General features: G+C 66.5%; 17 protein-coding genes and 1 pseudogene. 10 read left to right on the forward strand and 8 right to left on the reverse strand.

The genetic code is table 11. From position 1 onward, the window contains the following. Positions 1–79: 79 nt before the first annotated feature. Positions 80–994: pseudogene (locus ASG64_RS09230) on the forward strand (ATP-binding cassette domain-containing protein); the annotation flags it as partial. Beyond that, positions 991–1,818 (forward strand): ABC transporter permease, encoded by an 828-nt coding sequence (locus tag ASG64_RS09235; protein ID WP_056072280.1) that lies wholly within the window; start codon positions 991–993, stop codon positions 1,816–1,818. The pseudogene ASG64_RS09230 and the gene ASG64_RS09235, both read left to right, overlap by 4 nt. Here the strand turns inward: ASG64_RS09235 and ASG64_RS09240 are convergent. Then, positions 1,800–5,048, reverse strand: a complete 3,249-nt coding sequence (locus ASG64_RS09240; RefSeq protein ID WP_162245381.1) for a BTAD domain-containing putative transcriptional regulator — start codon at positions 5,046–5,048, stop codon at positions 1,800–1,802. The two genes, ASG64_RS09235 and ASG64_RS09240, sit on opposite strands and share 19 nt — an antisense overlap. Positions 5,049–5,105: 57 nt before the next feature. Here ASG64_RS09240 and ASG64_RS09245 point away from each other — a divergent pair, with 57 nt between their 5' ends. Continuing rightward, positions 5,106–6,095 carry an NAD(P)H-quinone oxidoreductase gene (locus tag ASG64_RS09245; protein WP_056072285.1) on the forward strand — a complete coding sequence of 330 codons (990 nt, stop codon included), beginning with the start codon at positions 5,106–5,108 and terminating at the stop codon, positions 6,093–6,095. 1 nt (position 6,096) lies between these two features. Here ASG64_RS09245 and ASG64_RS09250 read toward each other — a convergent pair whose 3' ends face one another. Next, entirely contained in the window at positions 6,097–7,299 is a 1,203-nt protein-coding gene (locus ASG64_RS09250; RefSeq protein ID WP_056073018.1) for a cysteine desulfurase-like protein, read from the reverse strand. A gap of 94 nt (positions 7,300–7,393) precedes the next feature. On the opposite strand from ASG64_RS09250, the gene ASG64_RS09255 reads away from it, so the two are divergent. From ASG64_RS09255 to ASG64_RS09275, 5 genes are read left to right on the forward strand one after another with little or no spacing between them, the layout of a single operon-like run. Further along, entirely contained in the window at positions 7,394–7,987 is a 594-nt protein-coding gene (locus ASG64_RS09255; protein WP_056073020.1) for a bacterial proteasome activator family protein, read from the forward strand. Between the two features lie 27 nt (positions 7,988–8,014). Beyond that, a complete protein-coding gene (gene wzm, locus ASG64_RS09260) occupies positions 8,015–8,890 on the forward strand; it encodes a galactan export ABC transporter permease subunit Wzm/RfbD (RefSeq protein ID WP_056072288.1) in 876 nt (291 codons plus the stop codon). 15 nt (positions 8,891–8,905) lie between these two features. Continuing rightward, positions 8,906–9,715 (forward strand): galactan export ABC transporter ATP-binding subunit Wzt/RfbE, encoded by an 810-nt coding sequence (gene wzt, locus ASG64_RS09265; protein ID WP_042575082.1) that lies wholly within the window; start codon positions 8,906–8,908, stop codon positions 9,713–9,715. Further along, on the forward strand, positions 9,708–10,595 hold the full coding sequence (glfT1, locus tag ASG64_RS09270; protein ID WP_056073023.1) for a galactofuranosyltransferase GlfT1: 888 nt from the start codon (positions 9,708–9,710) through the stop codon (positions 10,593–10,595). Before wzt ends, glfT1 begins: the two co-directional genes overlap by 8 nt. 39 nt (positions 10,596–10,634) lie before the next feature. Beyond that, positions 10,635–11,441, forward strand: coding sequence for a class I SAM-dependent methyltransferase (locus ASG64_RS09275; protein WP_056072291.1), 807 nt, complete (start codon positions 10,635–10,637; stop codon positions 11,439–11,441). Here ASG64_RS09275 and ASG64_RS09280 read toward each other — a convergent pair. From ASG64_RS09280 to rfbB, 5 genes are all read right to left on the reverse strand, one after another. Continuing rightward, positions 11,434–13,332, reverse strand: a complete 1,899-nt coding sequence (locus ASG64_RS09280) for a glycosyltransferase (RefSeq protein WP_056072294.1) — start codon at positions 13,330–13,332, stop codon at positions 11,434–11,436. The two genes, ASG64_RS09275 and ASG64_RS09280, sit on opposite strands and share 8 nt — an antisense overlap. 72 nt (positions 13,333–13,404) lie before the next feature. After that, positions 13,405–15,669 (reverse strand): hypothetical protein, encoded by a 2,265-nt coding sequence (locus tag ASG64_RS09285; RefSeq protein WP_056072297.1) that lies wholly within the window; start codon positions 15,667–15,669, stop codon positions 13,405–13,407. Next, positions 15,666–16,112: a GtrA family protein gene (locus ASG64_RS09290; RefSeq protein WP_235579530.1), complete on the reverse strand. Its 447-nt coding sequence runs from the start codon at positions 16,110–16,112 to the stop codon at positions 15,666–15,668. Before ASG64_RS09290 ends, ASG64_RS09285 begins: the two co-directional genes overlap by 4 nt. Then, positions 16,109–17,095 carry a glycosyltransferase family 2 protein gene (locus ASG64_RS09295; RefSeq protein ID WP_042575086.1) on the reverse strand — a complete coding sequence of 329 codons (987 nt, stop codon included), beginning with the start codon at positions 17,093–17,095 and terminating at the stop codon, positions 16,109–16,111. The genes ASG64_RS09290 and ASG64_RS09295 overlap by 4 nt, the downstream gene beginning before the upstream one ends. A 113-nt stretch (positions 17,096–17,208) precedes the next feature. Further along, the gene (gene rfbB, locus ASG64_RS09300) at positions 17,209–18,213 is read right to left on the reverse strand and encodes a dTDP-glucose 4,6-dehydratase (RefSeq protein WP_056072300.1); all 1,005 of its coding nucleotides are present in this window, start codon (positions 18,211–18,213) and stop codon (positions 17,209–17,211) included. A 57-nt stretch (positions 18,214–18,270) separates the two neighbouring features. Here rfbB and rfbA point away from each other — a divergent pair, with 57 nt between their 5' ends. Together rfbA and ASG64_RS09310 are read left to right on the forward strand one after the other, a co-directional pair. Then, positions 18,271–19,146, forward strand: a complete 876-nt coding sequence (rfbA, locus tag ASG64_RS09305; protein WP_056072303.1) for a glucose-1-phosphate thymidylyltransferase RfbA — start codon at positions 18,271–18,273, stop codon at positions 19,144–19,146. Then, positions 19,143–19,712 carry a dTDP-4-dehydrorhamnose 3,5-epimerase family protein gene (locus ASG64_RS09310; RefSeq protein WP_056072305.1) on the forward strand — a complete coding sequence of 190 codons (570 nt, stop codon included), beginning with the start codon at positions 19,143–19,145 and terminating at the stop codon, positions 19,710–19,712. Before rfbA ends, ASG64_RS09310 begins: the two co-directional genes overlap by 4 nt. Here the strand turns inward: ASG64_RS09310 and ASG64_RS09315 are convergent. Continuing rightward, the gene (locus tag ASG64_RS09315) at positions 19,699–20,160 is read right to left on the reverse strand and encodes a GtrA family protein (RefSeq protein WP_082043104.1); all 462 of its coding nucleotides are present in this window, start codon (positions 20,158–20,160) and stop codon (positions 19,699–19,701) included. The two genes, ASG64_RS09310 and ASG64_RS09315, sit on opposite strands and share 14 nt — an antisense overlap. Positions 20,161–20,207 lie beyond the last annotated feature (47 nt).

Raw genomic sequence — 20,207 nt, forward strand, 5'->3', positions numbered from 1 at the left:
CAGCGGGGCGGTGCACGCTGAGCGCATGCAACCAGCCATCGAAGCAGACAACCTCGTCAAGAATTTCGGCCGACAGCGCGCGGTGGACGGCGTCAGCCTGACAGTTCCCCGCGGCGCGGTCTACGGAGTTCTCGGACCCAACGGAGCGGGAAAGACCACCACGGTCCGCATGCTCGCCACCCTGCTGCGCCCGGACGGCGGCAGCGCACGGGTGTTCGGCCACGACGTCGTCGCGGAGCCCACGGCCGTGCGTTCCCTGGTGGGCGTGACGGGCCAGTACGCGTCGGTCGACGAAGACCTCACCGCGACGGAGAACCTCGTCGTGTTCTCCCGACTGCTCGGCCTCGGCCGTGCCGAGAGCCGACGACGTGCAAACGACCTTCTCGAGGAGTTCGCCCTCACCGAGGCCGCATCGAAGCCGTTGAAGAATTTCTCCGGAGGAATGCGGCGGCGACTCGACCTGGCCGCGAGCCTCATCTCGACACCTCCGCTGCTGTTCCTGGACGAACCCACCACCGGCCTCGACCCCCGCACGCGCGTACAGATGTGGGACACCATCCGCCGACTCGTGTCGGAGGGCACGACGGTCCTGCTGACCACCCAGTACCTCGACGAGGCCGATCAGCTGTGCGACCGCATCGCCGTCATCGACCGGGGACGCGTCATCGCCGACGGCACCGCCGACAGTTTGAAGGCGTCGGTGGGAACGTCCACGATGACTCTGGTGATCGCCGACCCCGGACGGACCGAGGAGGCACGTGTCCTGGTCAGCACCCGCCTCGGTCTCGACGCGTCCGCGGCCACCGGATCGGGCCGCGTCACGGCGCCCATGAAAGATGCGTCGGCGACACCGGACATTCTGATCTCGTTGCGAGACATCGGGATCGACGTCGCCGAGATCACCGTCGCCAAACCCAGTCTCGACGAGGTCTTCATGTCCATCACCGGTCGGCCCGACTCCGCGGCCGCCACATCCGAGGAGAACGCCGCATGACCACCACCCTGACCAGCCCCACCTCGGCGCCCAGCTTCGTCGACGCCCCGGTCGAGCGGATCTCCGTCTCGATGTCCGCTCGCCACACCGTCACGATGGCGTATCGAGGTCTGCTCAAGCTGAAGCACAACCCGGAGCAGCTGTTCGACGTCGTCTTCGTTCCGGTCGTCTTCACCTTGATGTTCACCTACATCTTCGGCGGCGCCATCTCCGGCGACATCGCGAGCTACCTGCCGGTCATCATCCCCGGAATCCTGGTCCAGACGGTCATCACCACGTCGATCGTCACCGGCACGCAACTTCGTGAGGACATGGACAAGGGCGTCTTCGACCGATTCAAAGCCCTTCCGATCGCACGTATCTCACCGCTGGCGGGCGCCTTGCTCGCCGACGTCGTCCGGTACGTCATCGCCACCGTCATCACGTTCTCCACAGGTTTCGCCATGGGCTACCGACCCGAGGGCGGTGCGGTAGGAGTTGCGCTCGCCGGCGGCCTGGTGATCGTGTGCGCATGGTCGATCAGCTGGATCTTCGCCTTGATGGGTGTCCTGATGAGCAAGGCGTCCGCCGTGCAGGGCGTGTCGATGTTGATCCTCTTCCCGTTGACCTTCCTGTCGAACGCCTTCGTCCCGGTGGACACCATGCCCGGATGGCTTCAGGCCTTCGTGAACGTGAACCCGGTTTCCCAGGTGGTCACCGCGGTGCGCGAACTCGCCGGAACCGGCCACGCCGGAATCCATGTGGTGTGGTCGCTGCTGGGCGCGGCGGTCATCGTTCTGGTCGTCGCTCCACTCACCGTGCGCACCTACATGCGTAAGGCCTGATCCGTCAGCGCGGCCAGGATCGACTCCGCTGCGGCGGCCCGGGTGCGGGGCCGCCGCAGCAGGGCCGTCTCCACCGCGTCGATGCCGAGCACTCCGCGCGCCAGACCCAGATGCAGGTCGATCGTCATCGACGGAAAGTCCTGTCGCGCCGCGACGGACGTCGCAGCGGCCAGAAGGATCGGTCCTTCGGGCGATCGCCCGCGGGCGATCAGATACGACCCCACGGCGCAGGCCACAGCACCGAGCTGAGGAAGATCCCCTCGCGCCAGAGCACTGCGGGGAGCACAGACGCGGGTGCGGATCCACCGAACGAGATCCTCCACCCTGTCGTGATCGCCGTGCAGCACATGCGCATCCACGCAGGCGCAGGCCAACATCACGGCGTACGGATCTCCGATGTCGTCCCACCCCGACCGGCACTGCTCGGCGGCGTCCCGATACAGCGCCAGACCGGTGGACACATCTCCTCCACGCAGCATCGCCTCGGCCCGAGCTCCGAGAACCGTGGCTCGCGTCTGATGCCTCATCGCCTCGTCGGACGCGACCACAGCAAGCCCCGTGGTGATGCGATCGCCGTGCCCGAACTCCGACAGCAGAGCCAACCCGTCACCGACACGGTCCGCGGCGACGAGAGACGCAGCGGCGAAGGTCCGCGTCTGGACACTCTCCTCGTACGCGTGGAGGCGCCAGAGCAACTGCGCCCCGTGGAGATAGAACTCGGCGGCCTGCTCGTGCCTCCCGGTCTGTCCGTGGATACTTCCCAGTGACTGAGCAGCCTGAGCCATGCCCCACAGATCGTCGGAATCGTGCGAGATGGACGCCGCGGCGCGAAGATCGCGTTCCGCGCCGTACAGGTCGCCGCGGTTCTCGCGCAGCGATCCGCGCAACATCAGCGCGGTACCTCGAATCTCCGGGTCGGCAGACCTCACCGCCTCCGCGAGCACCCTCGCCAGCCCCTTGCCGTCGGCCCGGTGCAGGAGCAAAACCGCCGGGAACCGCAGGGCCGGAGACGTTCCCGGCCTGGCCCGCAGAACGCGTCGCAACGCGGTGCGCGCGCGAGCCGCCTGTCGGGGCGAGCCTCCGTATCCCAGGTGCGACGCCATGAAGACGTAGGCGAACACGACGATGTCGTCGGGGACACCGCGGGGATCGACATCGGTCGCACCGAGAAGGCGCACCGACCAATTGACGACTTCCGAATGCGCACCCCGCACAGACCACAGGTAGGCGAGTGCGGGGAAGATCGTGAAGACGTCGGACCAGCGTTGTTCCACCGCCGCGACACGAAGCACTGCCAGCAGGTTGTCGTGCTCGGCGTCGATCGCCGGAACGACCGCGTTACGGTTGCCGTTCCGATGCAGTTCGAGCGCCTGTAATGCGACGGACGACGCCCACGCGACCATCGAGTCGGTGACCGCGTCACGCTCTGCGGGGTCGCGTGCCAGGTGCTCCTCGCCGAATTCACGGACGGTCTCGAGCATGTGGAACCTCAGCCCGTCCGACTCGTCCACCGTGAGCAACGAGTGCTCCACCAAACCGTCCACCGCATCGTCGATGCGGTCGCCCGGCTCGAATTCGGCCACCGCCCGCGCGGCATGCGAGGTGAAGCCGGCAGGAAAGCGGCACAACCGTCGGAGCGCACGACGCTGACCGTCGTCGAGCAGTTGCCAACTCCAGTCGATGACGGCATGCAGGGTCCGATGCCGCTCCGGTCGAGTCCGATCCTTGCTGCGCAACAACGAGAATCGATCGGCCAACGCGTTGTCGATCTCCTCGATGCTCATCGACCGAGCACGCGCCGCGGCCAATTCGATGGCCAACGGAAGACCGTCGAGACGGGTGCACAACCGTGCGATCCTGTCCGGGTCGATCACCACGGTCGGTCGTACCGCCCGCGCACGGGCGATGAACAGATCGGTGGCCGGTGACCCGCCCGCATCGACATTCAGCGGCGGAAGAGGATAGATCGACTCGGCAGCGACACCCAGCGGCGTTCGAGATGTGGTCAGGATGCGCACCAGATCGCTCGCGGCGATCAATTCGTCCACCACGCCGGCAACATCGGTCGACACGTGTTCGCAGTTGTCCAGGATCATCAGAAGAGGACGCGATGTCAGCGTGTCGCGAAGCCGGTCACGCGCGGAATGGACAGGACCGATGGGCAAGGACCCCATCACGACGTCCGCCTCGTTCAGTCCCAGGGTTCCACTGATGGCGGCGACCACGTCGTCTCCACTCCGCAGAGGTGCCAACTCGACGACGACAACCGGAACCCGTTGTGTCGCACGACGACCGATCTCGTGAGCCAGGCGCGTCTTGCCACTGCCGCCGGGACCGGTGACGGTCACCAGTCGCGCCCGGGACAGCAGGCTCTCCACCGCCGCGATGTCGTCCGTCCGGCCCACGAGCTCGGTGGAGGCGTGACGGACTCCCACCACCGGGTAGCCCGACAGCGCGACCGGCTCGACCGGAACTGTCGCGCCGAGCAGATCGGCATGCAGTGCCGCGACGACCGGCGACGGATCTATGCCCCACCGATCTGCCAGCAGCTCACGGAGTTCGGCGAACACGGCGATCGCATCGGCCGTGCGACCCGCGGCGTGCAGCGCGCTCATCATCGACGACGCCGCGGTCTCGTCGGCACGGTCGCGGTGCCAGCGTCGGCGTGCGATCTCGATCGCGGACGCGTGGTCACCGACATCCGACGACGCAGCCACAGCGATCGAGTCCAGCGTGTCGCGGATGTCTGCCGCAGCCTTCGCGACGTCGGCCGCCACGGTGCTGTCGCCCAGATCACCTCCGGGGTCGCCTCGCCACAGCGCGACCGCGTCGGCGACCGTGTCGAGTGCTTCCGCAGGTTCCAGGGACGATGCCGACGCGGCGAGCAGCTGGGCTCGCCACAGGTCGACGTCGTTCGGATCGAGTGAGAGGCGGTACCCGGCCGGTCCTGTCTCGATCATCGGTGCCACCGACCGCAGACGCGAGACCTGGGTCTGCACGGCGGACTTCGGCGACTCCGGTCCGCCGTCGGGCCAGAGTTCGTCGATGATCGTCGACACCGAGACGAACTTGCCGGGAGTCATCGCGAGAAGCGCCAGCAGTGTCCGCGCTCGCAGACCCGGCACACCCGAGAACTGCGTACCGACGCGGATGCGGACGTCACCCAGCAGGCCCACCACCGGTTGTCCGATGCCGGGCCGCACATCGTTCGCATCGTCTCGTCCGGTCACCGAGTCGAATGGTATGACCTCGTCGCAACTCACGCCCCGCGGCATACCATCGATCCTGTGCATGCGATCACACTGACCGAATACGGCGACCCCGATGTCATGGTCTGGAGCGAGGTACCCGATCCCGTACCGGGACCGGGAGAAGTCCTGATCTCCGTCGCGGCGTCCGCCGTCAACCGAGCGGACCTGCAGCAGCGGCAGGGCAACTATCCGCCGCCGCCCGGCGCCACCGACATCCTCGGGCTCGAATGCTCGGGTGTGATCGCGGAGGTCGGCGACGACGTCACCGCGTGGAAGGTCGGCGACCGGGTGTGTGCGCTGCTCGCGGGCGGTGGCTACGCCGAGCAGGTCGTGGTGCCGGCCGGACAGGTCATGCCGGTTCCGGAGGGTCTCGATCTGCACGTCGCCGCGTCGCTCCCCGAAGTCGCGTGCACGGTGTGGTCGAACGTCGTCATGTACGCCGGGCTGTCCGCCGGCGACACGCTGCTGATCCACGGCGGCGGCAGCGGCATCGGCACCCACGCGATCCAGGTGGCCAAGGCGCTCGGCGCACGCGTTGCCGTGACGGCAGGCTCGGCCGAGAAGCTCGAGACGTGCCGGTCCTTCGGCGCGGACATCCTCATCGACTACAAGACGACGGACTTCACCGAGGAGTTGCGGTCCGCGACGGACGGACACGGTGCCGACGTCATTCTCGACAACATGGGCGCGAAGTACTTGTCTCCCAACATCTCTGCACTCGCCATGGACGGCCGACTGGTCACGATCGGCATGCAGGGCGGACGGGTCGCGGAGTTCGACTTCTCGGCGCTGATGAAGGTTCGTGGAAGCGTGCACTGCGCCGGACTGCGCGCACGACCGCTGACCGGACCCGGCGGGAAGGCCGACATCGTCCGACAGGTGCGCGAGCGCGTGTGGCCGATGATCACCGACGGCTCGGTCGTTCCTGTCGTCCATGCCGAGGTACCGATCGCGGATGCCGCGAAGGCTCACCGCATGCTCGACGACCATTCCACCGTCGGCAAGGTCATCCTGCGGGTCAGGTGAGTCAGGTCAGGGTCTCGAGAACCGAGATCAGCTGATCGATCTCGTGCCGTGTCGTGTACGGCGCGAGACCGATGCTGACGGCGCCGCCGGCGTCCGCCACGCCCAACGACTCGAGCAACCGGCTACCGCCGTGCATTCCGCTGATGACGTCGATGCGGTTGTCGGCGAGACGTGCCGAGACCTTGTCCGAATCGACGCCGTCGACGCTGATGCTCAGGCACGGGATGCGACTCGACGACTGCCCGATGGCCATGACGTGATCGAGAGGCGCCAAGCGGGTCTGCAGGTAGTCGAACAGCCCGTCCTGGTAGTTCTGCAGCGACCCGATGGACAACTCGAGACGCTGTCGCCTCGTTCCGTGCGCGGTCTCGTCGAGGCCGGCCAGGTACTCGACGGAGGCGGTCAACCCGGCCAGCATCGCGTAGTGCAGCCCGCCGACCTCCAGGCGCGCGGCACCCTTCGCGTCGGTGTCCAACGATTGCGACGGCAGCCTGTCCAGCAACTCCGGGTCGCGGAAGACCAGGGCACCGACACGCGGACCGCCCCACGCGGACGCGTTGACCGCCACCACGTCGGCGCGCAGTTCCTCGATGTCGAGGACTGCGTACGGCGCGGCACCCACGGCGTCGACGACGAGGAGTCCGCCTGCCTCGTGCACCAGATCCGCGGCGACGCGGACGTCGGGCGCCGACCCGACGACGGTCGATGCGGCCGTCATGGCGACCAGGCGGGTGTTGGCCGCGATGAGCTCACCGAACTGCCAACTGGGCAGCTCGCAGGTCTCGATGTCCACCTCCGCCCACTGCACCTGGGCGCCGTATCGGTTGGCGATGCGCAACCACGGGGCGACATTGGCCTCGTCGTCCAGACGGGACAGCACGATGCCCGTCCCCAGCCCGAGACGGGTGCTCAGAGATTCTGCGAGTGCGGTGAGGAGGATGCCGTGGTCCGGACCGAGGACGACGCCCTCCGGTGAACCACCGACCAGATCTGCGACGGCCTGCCGGGCGTCGTCGGCCACCTGCGCGCTGCGGAGCGCGTACGGGTGCCGACCTCTGTGTGTCGACGCGGTCCCGCGGAACGTGGTGGACACCGCGGTGGCCACCCGGTCGGGGATCTGCATACCCAGCTGCGGATCGAGATGGATCCAGCCGTCGCCGAGCGAGGGAAAGAGCCCTCGTACGCGGGCGACGTCGTAGCTCATGCCGCACACTCTAGGCGCCGCCGCGGACATGGAGGTCATGCACGTGAACTCCCCTCGCTACGACCCGGTCGCCGTCCCGGGTGAAGATGGAGACATGACGTCTTCCTACGAAGCGAACTCGGACGACAACACCGCCGATCACGTCGTCGTCGTCGGACCCGACGGCCGACCCATCGCGATGAGCCCCAGCGAGGCCGCTGCGGCCGCAGCCAGAGCCGACGTGACGGGCGCGAACGACCGCGACGGTGACGAGGAGACTCTGGCCGACATGGTCGAGCAACCCGCGAAGGTCATGCGGATCGGCACCATGATCAAGCAGCTGCTCGAGGAAGTGCGCGCCGCGCCGCTCGACGACGCGAGCCGCACGCGGCTCAAGGAGATCCACACGTCGTCGATCCGCGAACTCGAGCAGGGGCTCGCGCCGGAGCTGCGCGAGGAGTTGCAGCGCCTCGCCCTCCCGTTCGGTGAGGACGCCATCCCGTCCGACGCGGAACTGCGCATCGCACAGGCCCAGCTCGTCGGGTGGCTCGAGGGCTTGTTCCACGGAATCCAGACGGCACTGTTCGCGCAACAGATGGCGGCGCGCGCCCAGCTCGAGCAGATGCGCCAGGGCGCTCTGCCGCCCGGCGTGTCCATCGGCGGCGGGCCGCCGAGTCAGCACGGCCAGGGCACCGGCCAGTACCTCTGACGGAGTCCGACGGTAGGGTCGTCGGTCGTGGCAGCACCAGCGATCGACTCGGACACCGGGGATTCGAACTCCGGGCAGGCTCCCGCGTCCGATTCGCAGACGTTCGGCCGAGCCGTGCGCGATCTCCGGCAGGGATACGCCCAGCGTGAGCTGTGGCTGAGTCTCGGCTGGCAGGACATCAAGCAGCGCTATCGCCGGTCGGTCATCGGCCCCTTCTGGATCACCATCGCCACCGGCGTCCAGGCCGTCGCCATGGGTTTGCTCTACTCGGTCCTTCTCGACATCGACCTGAAGTCGTTCCTCCCGCACGTCACCGTCGGGCTCATCATCTGGAACCTCATCAGCGCCTCGATCCTCGAGGGCGCGGACGTGTTCGTCGCGAACGAGGGCCTGATCAAACAGCTGCCGTCCGCGCTCAGCGTGCACATCTACCGGCTGGTGTGGCGGCAGGTGCTGCTGCTGGGTCACAACATGCTGATCTACCTGATCATGCTGGCTGTCTTCCGACCGGAACTGCACTGGACCATCGTCATGGCGATACCGGCGTTCTTCCTGATCGTCGTCAACATGGTGTGGGTGTCGTTGCTCTTCGGCATCATCGCCACGCGCTACCGCGACCTGGCGCCGATCCTCGGCAGTGTCGTCACCTTGCTGTTCTTCATGACGCCCATCGTGTGGACCACGGCGAACCTGCAGAAGATGGGCGGAGCCGCAGCCGAACGCGCCCGGCTGGTCGAGATCAACCCTCTGTTCCACTACCTCGACATTCTCCGCGCCCCGCTGATCGGCGAGGACCAGCAGGCGTACCACTGGTACATCGTGCTGGCGTTCACCGTGGTCGGCTTGGCCGTCACCATGGTGGCGATGCGTACGTTCCGGGCCCGCGTGCCCTACTGGGTCTGATCGGACGAGACACACATGACAGTCAGCATCGAGACGCACGGCGCGTGCGTCGACTTCCCGATCTTCGACGCCAAGACGCGGTCGCTGAAGAAGGCATTCCTGGGCAAGGCCGGCGGCACGATCGGGCGTAACGGCAGCGACGTCGTCGTGGTGGAAGCACTGCGGGACATCACGCTGTCGCTGAAGGAAGGCGACCGCGTCGGGCTCGTCGGGCACAACGGCGCCGGGAAGTCGACACTTCTGAGGCTGCTCGCGGGCATCTACGAACCGACGCGTGGCAGCGCCGTCGTCAAGGGACGCGTCGCGCCGGTGTTCGACCTCGGCGTCGGAATGGACCCGGAGATCTCCGGATACGAGAACATCATCATCCGCGGGCTGTTCCTGGGCCAGACGCGCAAACAGATGATGTCCAAGGTGGACGAGATCGCCGACTTCACCGAACTCGGCGAGTATCTCGACATGCCGCTGCGTACCTACTCGACCGGCATGCGCGTCCGCATCGCGATGGGCGTCGTCACCAGCATCGACCCGGAGATCCTGCTTCTCGACGAGGGTATCGGCGCCGTCGATGCCGAATTCATGAAGAAGGCTCGCATCCGGTTGCAGCAACTGGTCGCACGGTCGGGCATCCTCGTGTTCGCTTCCCACTCCAACGAGTTCCTGGCCCAGCTGTGCGATTCGGCGATGTGGATCGACCACGGACATGTGCGCGAGAGCGGCGGCATCGAGGATGTGGTGCGCTCGTACGAGGGCGACGACGCCGGTGACCACGTCCGGCGAGTCATCGACGAGCTCGAGGCTGCCGATCGCGACGACCGTGCCTGAACGCATCGTCGGTGTAGTCGTCACGCACCGACGCCGGGAACTGCTCGCCCAGTCCCTGAAGGTGTTGACGGCGCAGTCGCGTCCACTGGACCACCTGATCGTCGTCGACAACGCGGACGAACCGGCGGTGCGTGAGCTCGTCGAGAACGCGTCCGTGCAGACCACCTACATCGGCAGCAAGCACAACCTCGGCGGTGCCGGAGGATTCGCGCTGGGGATGCTCCACGCACTCGCCCTGGGCGCGGACCGCGTGTGGCTGGCGGACGACGACGGTCGCCCCGAGGGACCGGACGTTCTCGCGACTCTGCTCGACTGCGCCGAGCGGTACGGCCTCGACGAGGTGTCTCCGGTCGTGTGCGACATCGAGGAACCCGATCGCCTCGCCTTTCCTCTGCGGCGCGGCACCGCGTGGAGGCGGTGGCGATCCGAGCTGGGCGAGGAGCAACTGCTGCCGTCGTACGCGTCGCTGTTCAACGGAGCGCTGTTCACAGCCGCGGCGATCGAGGCCGTCGGAGTGCCCGATCTGCGGCTGTTCGTCCGAGGTGACGAGGTGGAGATCCACCGCCGTCTCACGCGCTCGGGGCTCGCTTTCGGCACCTGCCTGCAGACCGCCTATCTCCACCCCAACGGATCGGACGAGTTCAAGCCGATCCTGGGTGGCCGCATGCACACCCAGTACCCGGACGACGCGACGAAGCGGCATTTCACCTACCGCAACCGCGGGTATCTGATGTCGCAGCCGGGCATGCGCAAGCTGCTGCCGCAGGAATGGGTGCGCTTCGGGTGGTACTTCGTCGTCACCACGCGCGACCCGAAGGGGCTACGCGAATGGTTGCGTCTGCGCAAGCTCGGCCGGGATGAGTACTTCCGCAAACCCTGAACTACGGTATGTCCCCATGACGAGTGGACGGTGCGGGTAATGCGGTGGAGCCGACGCGTCAGAGCCTCCGCGCGGGGCAAGGTCGTGCAGGCCGTCCAGGACGCCGTGGCGCCCGAGGCCGACCGTCGACACAGTGAGCTCGTCGACATCCTGAGAGGGCAGGCTAAGACCATCGCCGACCTGCAGGAGTCGATCTCGACACTCGAGTTCCGGATGCGCCGGGACATCCCCTTCGCGTCGGACATCGAAGCCACGGCATCCAGCGCGGATTTCGTCGAGCAGCACATGCCGCGGACGCGCGCGTTCACGCATCCGAACCTCACACTGCGGCACGCCCTGAACGCCGTCTCGATCGACGGTATGGCGCTCGAGTTCGGCGTCGCGTCGGGAAGCACCTTGACGACGATCGTCGACGAATGGACGCGGGCCTCGAACGTCGGAGTCGTCGTCGGATTCGACACTTTCACCGGCCTGCCGGAGACCTGGCGTACCGGATTCGAGGCCGGCACGTTCGCGCAGGACGCGCTTCCCGATGTTCCCGGCGCCCATCTGGTCAAGGGCACGTTCCAGCAGACCCTCGGGCCGTTCCTGTCGAAGAATCGCGGCCCTGTCGCGTTCCTTCATCTCGACGCGGACCTGTACTCGTCGACGGACTTCGTACTGCGCCGACTCGAGTCACGGCTGGCTCCCGGCACCGTCATCGTGTTCGACGAGTTCTTCAACTTCCCCGGCTGGGCAGCACACGAATATCAGGCGTGGACGGAATTCGTCGCACGCACCGGGGTGACGTTCGAGTACCTCGCCTACACGTCCAACGGCGAGCAGGTCGCGGTCAAACTCACGTAGTGGGGCCGTCGAGCCCGTAGAGGCGCGCCCAGTTCTCGCGGCTCGTCAGAGCGGGAAGGGCAGCACGGAACTGGCGCTGCGCTTCCGGGCCTTCGGCACGGAAGCGTGTCATGACGTCCTTGAGACGCTTGGCCACCACCTTGGCCTCGGCCACGTCACGACGGCGCACCCGCACGCCGGACTGCGAGGCGTCCGCCACCACGGCCCGATCGAACAGCGACACGTGCCACCAATGCGCGTCCGCAGCAGGGATGTACGCGAACTCGCCGCGAACGCCGCCTCGGAACTGATCCCGGACGCGTTTCAGGAGAACAAGATCGAGCATCTTGTTGTTGGGGGTGTACCCCGCAGGACTGGTGACCAGATCGGACGACACGACGCCGGGGATCGCACTGGCGGGATGCTTCACCGTCTCCGCATGTTCGTTGCGCATCGCCCGTACCGATTTCAGCACCGACTGTCCACCGTCGTCGAGTATCGACGGACCCGCGAGGAAGTCCTCGATCGCCTGCAACGACGTGTGAGCGAGGCCGTACTGCATCGAGACCGCGAACTGCGAGATCTCCCGTGTGAGCAGCTTGCTCAGCGACTTCACGTCGAAATCGCTGTGCAGGGCCGCGGCGATCAGTGAGTTCCGCGCACTGAAGTACTTCGCCCAGTCGTCGCGGTCCTTCCAATGGAAATCGGCATGCCAGACACCTGCGTTGGGAAGTGTCGCCGTTGCGAAACCATGTGCCCTGGCGCGGATTCCGAACTCGATGTCGTCCCATTGGAAGAACATGGGCAGCGGCAGGCCGATCTCCGACACCACCTCGGCGGGGATCAGACACGACCACCACGCGTTGTACCCGGCATCGACACGCTTGTTCTGACGCTTCTCGGTCAGATCCGCATCGTGCAGCGAATTAGCCGACCAGCGACCGGCTTTCAGCTTCGGCAGATCCGCCTCCTCGCCACTGACGTGAAGGTTGAGCGGGTTCATGAGGTAGAGCATCTGGGCGCCGACGAGGGTCGGCGTCACCGTCACGTTCGCGAAGGCATTCATCCGCAGGATGCTTTCCGGCTCGCACAGGATGTCGTCGTCCATCAGGATGACGTTGGCGTGCTCGTTGATCGCGGTGATCTCGAACATTCCTCGCGTGAACCCGCCCGCCCCACCGAGATTGGGTTGCTGGATGTAGACGAGCTTGTCGCCGAGGATCTCCCGGACCTCCGCGAAGAGCGGACGGTCGGCCACGACGTCGGTGCCCTGGTCGACCACGAACACCGCATCCAATCCCGCGACCAGTTGCTCGTCCGCAGCGAGCGCGGCAAGGGTTTCGGCGCAGTCGGCGGCGCGATTGAACGTGCAGATGGCAATAGCGGCCGGCCGAACGACCGTGGGAGCAGCCACCGTCCATTCGACGGCGGACAGTCGGAGTCGGTCCTCGACCGCCGCGATCTCGATCCACAGATATCCACCGTCGAGGAAGCTGTCGACCGGCGAGGTCAGTGACTGCCGTCCGGTGCCGCTGACACGCACCGTGGTCACCGTGCGATCGTTTCCCCCGGAATCCGATGCTCTCAATCGGATCTCGCCGGCGCCCTCGTGATCGAAAGACACGGTGACCTCGGTGACCGTCGTCCACCGCTGGAAGTAGCTCGCGGCGAAGCGTCCGAAGTAGGTGTCGGTGTCGACGGACGCGCCCTGCTCGACCGTGACGTCGAACCTGCGGCGGTGGACGTCACCGACCGTGATCGACGCGTACAGGTCGTCGGAGACCCGGCTGGACGGGCCCGCGAACGTTCCGCGCTGCACGAGAAGACGAGTCGGAGCCTCGTGCTCGACCATGGTCCGTCGCACCGCGGCGAGGTTGTTGGATCGCGCATCGACATTCACGGAATTGCTCATCACACTCTCCTATGGATCTGCGGTGTGAGCCACCACTGTGCCGAACCACGTCGAACGACGAATCCGACGATATCAACCGATCGGGCTGTCTTCGCCCCGGCGTGAACGGGCGCGCCGCCGCCCGACCAGGCCCACTCCGATCGACATGATCACGACCACTGCGGTGGCCAGCGCTGCCGCCACTCGTCCCACCGCGAGCCCCGGTGACGAATACGTCACCTGCAACAGTCCGCTTCCGGCGGGCACGTCGACGGCGAGAAGTCCCGCCGGACCCTCCCTCACGGCGACAGGCGATCCGTCGAGTGTGGCGTCGTACCCGGGCCAGGCGAGCCGGGAGAAGACGACGGTCCCGGCCGCCCGAGCATCGATCCGAAGAGTCTCCTCGGACGGAGCACTCGACACCGTGCGGTACGTGACCTGCGACGACGACCAGGTCGCCGGTCCGGCTCCGGTGACATCCACGTCATCGCGCGTCCAGACCACCCGTGCGCCGTCGGACGCCGCGACACGCCACCCCGGCGGCGGGGGGCCGGACGTCGCCTCCGGGAGCAGCGTTCGTTGCAGGACGAGTGTGGACACCCCCATGACGTCGACGAGGGGTGCGTCGACCGTCTGCGACGCCGGCGCGAACACGCGATCGAACGCGTCGGCACAGACAGCTCCGCGGTAGTCCATGCAGAGCGTCTCCGCGAACGTGTCGAAGCCCATACCGGTGTAACTCGCCACTGTCTGCGCACCGGTAGCGCGGCCGAGGTTTCCGAACAGCAGCCTGCCGGCGTCGCTGTCCTCGGTGGTCACGGTCGATCGGTCTGCCAATTGGAGCACGGTGCCCCGGTAGAACTGCGAGCCGGCACGCATCCGGTCCAGCGAGATCGCCGCGGAACCTCCCTCGGGAGGCTCCTCGGGTTCCGGCTCCGACGACGGAAGCGGTTGTGCGGCGGACGGGAACGACGAGGTCTGCACAGCCAGCACGGCCGTCGTTCCCACGGTCGCTATCACCACCATCAGCACCGTCGCCCCACGTCGACCGGCGACGACCATGGCCGACACGAACACGGCAACCACCACGAGCCCGACGAGGTGCGTCGGTGACAGGTCCGGTCGGACAGCCCAGGACAGATAGCCGCCGAGGAGGATCGCCGCACCGGTGAGGCCCGCACGCCGCCGGACGTGGTCGCGCGCGAGGCCGGCGGACAGCGCGACGGCAACGACGATCGCCACCACCAGATAAAGGTATTCGACCAGCCGGAAGGGCCACCGGAAGAGCCAGACGTTGGACGGGGCCAGACTGGCAAGGAAATAGAAGCCGCCGACGACGGCAAGACCTGCCGATCCGGAGAAGCGTTTCCGAAGCGAAGGCCAGCGGAGCCATGGGAGGAGCGGCAGGAAGAACCAGGCGAAGTAGGTCGACGGGACTCCCTCGAGTCGTTCCCCTCCCCAGTTCGAGATGGACGGTAGGTAGGTCGGCGAGCTGCCGGCCACCAGATCACCGATGTCGGGGACGAGGAACGTGTCGTTGGCGATCGTGGCCAGAGACTGCCTACTGGTCACGGCGCTGGACCCGAGCAGCGGCAGGAAGACCATCAAGGCGACGGCCCCCACACATGCCCCCGTGATCGTGAGCATGGCGAGGCGTGCACGGTCGCCTCGGACCAGCAGCTCCACACCGACCGCCACGAGCACCACGACGAGCCCGAGGGGCGCGTACGGGTTGCCTGCCGTCATCGCCAGGAATCCGAACACGAAGGGCACGAGTGCGGGCACTCGGCCGAGCGAGAACATCCGGCAGGACCACCAGAAGTGGACGACCCAGGTGAAGGCCGCGAGTCCGGCAGGCCATCCGGCAGCTTCGTACCAGAGCGTGAGGCCCGAGACCGGCAGTGCGATCGCGACGAGGTACGCCGGTGAGCACCGTGCGCCGTAGGACCGCGCCAGCAGGTAGACGCCGACACCCAGAATTGCTGTCATCTCGGCCGCGACGACGAACGCGGCCAGCGCGAGATCGTCGAAATAGGACACGATCACGAAGTTGACCAGGTTCACCGGGTTCCAGATGCCGGTCAGCGCCTCGGCCGCGTAATTGCCACCCATCCATCCGGACGGGTCCATCGTGATCCACGTGCCACTGCGCAACTGGGATCCGAATACGTGCCACAACGGCGCGAATTGCTCGTACATGTCGCCGACGTAGAAGAACAACGTGCCGCGCCACTGCGCCAGAGACGCGAGAAGGCCTACCGTCACGGCCACCAGGACGACGCCGAGGACATCCGGCGCGCGCCGCCCGTGGCGTGGATCCGCCCGGGGTTCGTCGACGGTTTCGACCCCTGCCGTCATCGCAACCCGGCCTGCGCAGATGACGGCTCGTGGCTGCGCGTCAGGATCCTCTTGGACAGCACGAAGGTGAACGGGATGGCGACGATCGCCGCGACGAGCGGGGCGATGCGCTCGTCCATCCCCACGCCGTCGACCAGGGCGATCACGCCCACCGTCGTCACGACGTAGTTGACCACGTTGCCGAGCGGAAAGAGGGCGAACTTACGCCAGGTCGGCGGCGTGCGAAAAGTCCAGTAGCAGTTCAGGAAGAAGGATCCCACCATCGCCACGACGATGGCCATCAGGTGTGCGGCGATGTACGGGACGACGAGTCGCAGAAGCAGGTAACTGCCGTAGTAGACCGTGGTGTTGACGACGCCCACGACGGCGAATCGCACCGCGCCGGGAACCGCCGCTGCGATCGACTCGCGGCGACCGGAGGGGTGGGGCACGTCGGCCGTCACTCCGTATCGTCCGCACTGTCCCGAGCGACCCGGCGGCGGCGGACCGCCCTGCTCGGAGCGTCGCCGCTCTCGGTTTCCGCCACGAGAAAGTGCGGCCGTTGCTTCGTCTCGTAATAGATCCGACCGACGTATTCGCCGATCACGCCGAGGAACATCAGCTGAAGCCCTCCCAGCCCGATGATTGCGGCCACCAGCGTGACGTACCCCGGAACCGATACACCCGCGACGATCGCCGCGATGACGAGAAAGAGAACGTATGCCAGCCCCAGCGCCATCACCGACGCGCCGATGTAGATCGCCAGTCGGACGGGCGCGTTGTTGAACGACATGATGCCGTCGATGCCGTAGTTGACCAACCGCCGGAAGGACCATTTGCTGACACCGCCGCCCTGACGAGCGACGTTCTTGTAATCGACTGTGGCCGTAGGGAAACCGATCCAGGAGAACAGGCCCTTGGAAAACCTGTTGTATTCACCCATTTGCAGCAGCGCATCCACGGCGCGCCTGCTGAGCAGTCGGAAGTCGCCGGCTCCGTCCTGCATGTCCACGTCCACGAGTCGATTGACGGCGCGGTAGTACAACCGGGCGAAGGCGGTACGCCCGAAGGAATCACCGTCTCTGGTGCGACGAGCGACCACCTGGTCGTAGCCCTCTGCGTGAAGCCGCAGCATGTCGATGATCAGCTCGGGCGGATGCTGCAGGTCTGCATCCATGATGACGACGGCATCGCCCTTGGCGTAGACGAGACCGGCCAACATGGCCGATTCCTTGCCGAAATTGCGGCTCAGCGAGATGTAGCGGATGCGCGAGTCCTCGAGATTGAGACGACGCATGATGGCGACGGTGTCGTCCTTACTACCGTCGTCCACGAGGATGACCTCGACGTCCGGATCCGTCGGTGCGAGCTGCTCGAGCAGGCGCTCTGCGAGGTCGAGTAGAACGTCTTCCTCGTTGTGACACGGGACGACCACCGACAGCAACACGACAACTCCAACACGGGCGCGGAAAGCCGCCGATGGGCGGCCCGAACCCGGTCAGTGTGGCACAGGGTCACAGCGACGTAACAATGGACACTCGGTCCCGAAACCGCCCCCGGTCAGGTGATGCGCTCCCCTCCTGCCGCGTAAGCGGCCTCGGTGGTCTGTTTCCGAGCCTGCCACCAGGCGGGATTGCTCCGGTACCAGTCGATGGTGGCGGTGAGGCCGGCGCGGAAGTCGGTGTAGGTGGGTGTCCAGCCGAGTTCGGTGCGCAGGCGGGTGCTGTCGATGGCGTAGCGCAGGTCGTGGCCGGGGCGGTCGGTGACGTGGTCGTAGTCGTTGGTGTCGTGGCCGCAGAGTTCGAGGATGGTTTCGACGACGGTGCGGTTGTCGGTTTCGCCGTCGGCGCCGATGAGGTAGGTCTGCCCGAGGGTGCCGTTGTCGATGATGGTCCAGACGGCGGTGTTGTGGTCGTCGACGTGGATCCAGTCGCGGACGTTGAGGCCGGCGCCGTAGAGCTTGGGGCGGGCGCCGGTGAGGACGTTGGTGATCTGGCGGGGGATGAACTTCTCGACGTGCTGGTAGGGCCCGTAGTTGTTGGAGCAGTTCGAGATCGTCGCGCGGACGCCGAAGGAGCGGGTCCACGCGCGCACCAGCAGGTCGCTGGAGGCTTTGGTGGAGGAGTACGGCGACGACGGGTTGTAGGGGGTGGTCTCGGTGAACCGGGCTGGGTCGTCGAGTTCGAGATCGCCGTAGACCTCGTCGGTGCTGATGTGGTGGTAGCGCACGTCGTGGGTGCGGACTGCCTGGAGGAGGGTGGTGGTGCCGATGATGTTGGTGTGGACGAACGGCCAGGGGTCGCCGAGGGAGTTGTCGTTGTGTGATTCGGCGGCGAAGTGGACGACGAGGTCGGTGTCGGCGACGAGGCGGTTCACGAGTGCGGTGTCGGTGATGTCGCCGTGGACGAAGGTGATGCGGTCGGCGACGGGGTCGAGGGAGGCCTTGTTGCCGGCGTAGGTGAGGGCGTCGAGGACGGTGATCTCGATGTCGGGGCGGGTGCGGGCGGTCAGGTGCACGAAGTTCGCGCCGATGAACCCGGCGCCGCCGGTCACGAGCATTCTCATGGGCGGCACTTTACGTCGAGCGACGCCGACCAGCGCGGTCTGAAAGACTTCACGATCATGCGGGGAATCATTCTGGCCGGGGGAACCGGCTCACGGCTGCACCCGATCACACGAGGTATCAGCAAACAACTGGTTCCCGTCTACGACAAGCCGATGATCTACTACCCGCTCTCGACGCTGATGCTGGCCGGGATCAGCGACATCCTGATCATCACCACCGCTCAGGACGCCGACCAGTTCCGACGGTTGCTCGGCGACGGGTCGCACTTCGGGATCTCGTTGACCTACACCGTGCAACACGAGCCGAACGGCTTGGCGCAGGCCTTCGTCCTCGGTGCCGAGCACATCGGAACCGACGACACCGCGCTGGTGTTGGGCGACAACATCTTCTACGGCCCCGGTCTGGGCTCACAGCTGTCCCGGTTCGACAACCTCACCGGCGGTGCAGTATTCGCCTACGAGGTGTCCGATCCGTCGGCGTACGGCGTGATCGAGTTCGACCGCGCCGGACGGGCAATCTCGATGGAGGAGAAACCCACCGAGCCGCGGTCCAACTTCGCGGTACCGGGGCTGTACTTCTACGACAACGACGTCGTCTCCATCGCCCGCGATCTGCAACCCTCGCCCCGCGGTGAGTACGAGATCACGGACATCAACCGGCACTACCTCGACGCGGGCACTCTCCAGGTGGAGGTGTTGCCGCGCGGAACCGCCTGGCTCGACACCGGCACGTTCGACTCGCTTCTCGACGCGTCGAACTACGTGCGCACCATCGAACAACGCCAGGGCCTCAAGATCGGCGCCCCGGAGGAAGTGGCGTGGCGCCGCGGGTTCATCACCGACGACCAGTTGGCCGAGCAGGCGAAAGCCTTGGTGAAATCCGGATACGGGACCTATCTGCTCAACCTTCTGGAGCGAGGACGACACACGTGAACATCCGGGAGCTGTCCATCGCCGGGGCGTACGAATTCACCCCGCGTCAGTTCGGGGACGACCGTGGTGTGTTCTTCGAGTGGTTCAAGTCCTCCGAGTTCACCGCGGCGACCGGCCGCCCGCTCGAGCTGCTGCAAGCGAACTGCTCGGTGTCCGCGGCCGGGGTGCTCCGTGGAATCCACGTGACGCTGAACCCACCCGGGCAGGCGAAGTACGTCACCTGCGTACGCGGAGCGTTCCTGGACGTGATCGTCGATCTGCGGGTGGACTCACCGACCTACGGCACCTGGGACAGCGTCCTGATCGACGACGTCGACCGCCGCGCGGTGTACCTCAGCGAGGGACTCGGGCACGCGATCCTCTCGCTCGAGGACCAGTCCACGGTGATGTACCTGTGCTCGCTCGAATACGCACCCGAGCTGGACCGCGACATCAACCCACTCGACCCGGACCTCGCCATCGACTGGCCCACCCACGGCCGCGACGGCTCACCGCTGGCCTACCAACTCTCCGACAAGGACGCCGCAGCACCCGCCTTCGCGGACTGGCGCGTCAGCGGAGCTTGAAGATCACCGCACGCTGGACCACGAAGTTGATCACCGTCGCAGTCCCCTGCGCGATGACGAACGCGGCAGCGCTGTAGACGATCGTCTCGGGCCACAGGTGGCCGAACAATGTGTAGAGAAGGTTCTGGACTCCGAAGGTCGCCAGGTAGAGCACCACGACGGCGATGAAGCGTGCTCGCGACGGCGCTGCGGCGAACGTCCACCGCCTGTTGATCAGGTAGGCCACGGTCGTGCCGACGACGAAACCGGCCGCCTTGGCCAGGGAGAGCTGGACGTCGAGCCCGTACTGGAGCGCGATCGTGATGCTGAAATCGACGATGGCCGACAGCACGCCCGTCGCCAGGAATCGCAGGATCTGCGTCTTCAGGTCGAGTGCGTCGTCGGCAGTGTTCTCCGTGACGGGGATCTCGACGGGGAGAGGAACGTGCTGGTGATCGTCTGATGACACAGAGCGTCAGCGTACTGGGCCTGCCACTGCCTGTAACCTGACGAACG

It is taken from the genome of Rhodococcus sp. Leaf247 (genome assembly GCF_001426185.1).
Classification (GTDB): Bacteria; Actinomycetota; Actinomycetes; order Mycobacteriales; family Mycobacteriaceae; genus Rhodococcoides.

Coding starts and splice junctions, on each gene's coding strand:
- ASG64_RS09235 (WP_056072280.1), top strand. CDS start 991: ATGACCACCACCCTGACCAGCCCCACCTCGGCGCCCAGCTTCGTCGAC.
- ASG64_RS09250 (WP_056073018.1), bottom strand. CDS start 7,299: ATGAGCTACGACGTCGCCCGCGTACGAGGGCTCTTTCCCTCGCTCGGC.
- ASG64_RS09255 (WP_056073020.1), top strand. CDS start 7,394: ATGACGTCTTCCTACGAAGCGAACTCGGACGACAACACCGCCGATCAC.
- wzt (WP_042575082.1), top strand. CDS start 8,906: ATGACAGTCAGCATCGAGACGCACGGCGCGTGCGTCGACTTCCCGATC.
- ASG64_RS09275 (WP_056072291.1), top strand. CDS start 10,635: ATGCGGTGGAGCCGACGCGTCAGAGCCTCCGCGCGGGGCAAGGTCGTG.
- ASG64_RS09280 (WP_056072294.1), bottom strand. CDS start 13,332: ATGAGCAATTCCGTGAATGTCGATGCGCGATCCAACAACCTCGCCGCG.
- ASG64_RS09285 (WP_056072297.1), bottom strand. CDS start 15,669: ATGACGGCAGGGGTCGAAACCGTCGACGAACCCCGGGCGGATCCACGC.
- rfbB (WP_056072300.1), bottom strand. CDS start 18,213: ATGAGAATGCTCGTGACCGGCGGCGCCGGGTTCATCGGCGCGAACTTC.
- rfbA (WP_056072303.1), top strand. CDS start 18,271: ATGCGGGGAATCATTCTGGCCGGGGGAACCGGCTCACGGCTGCACCCG.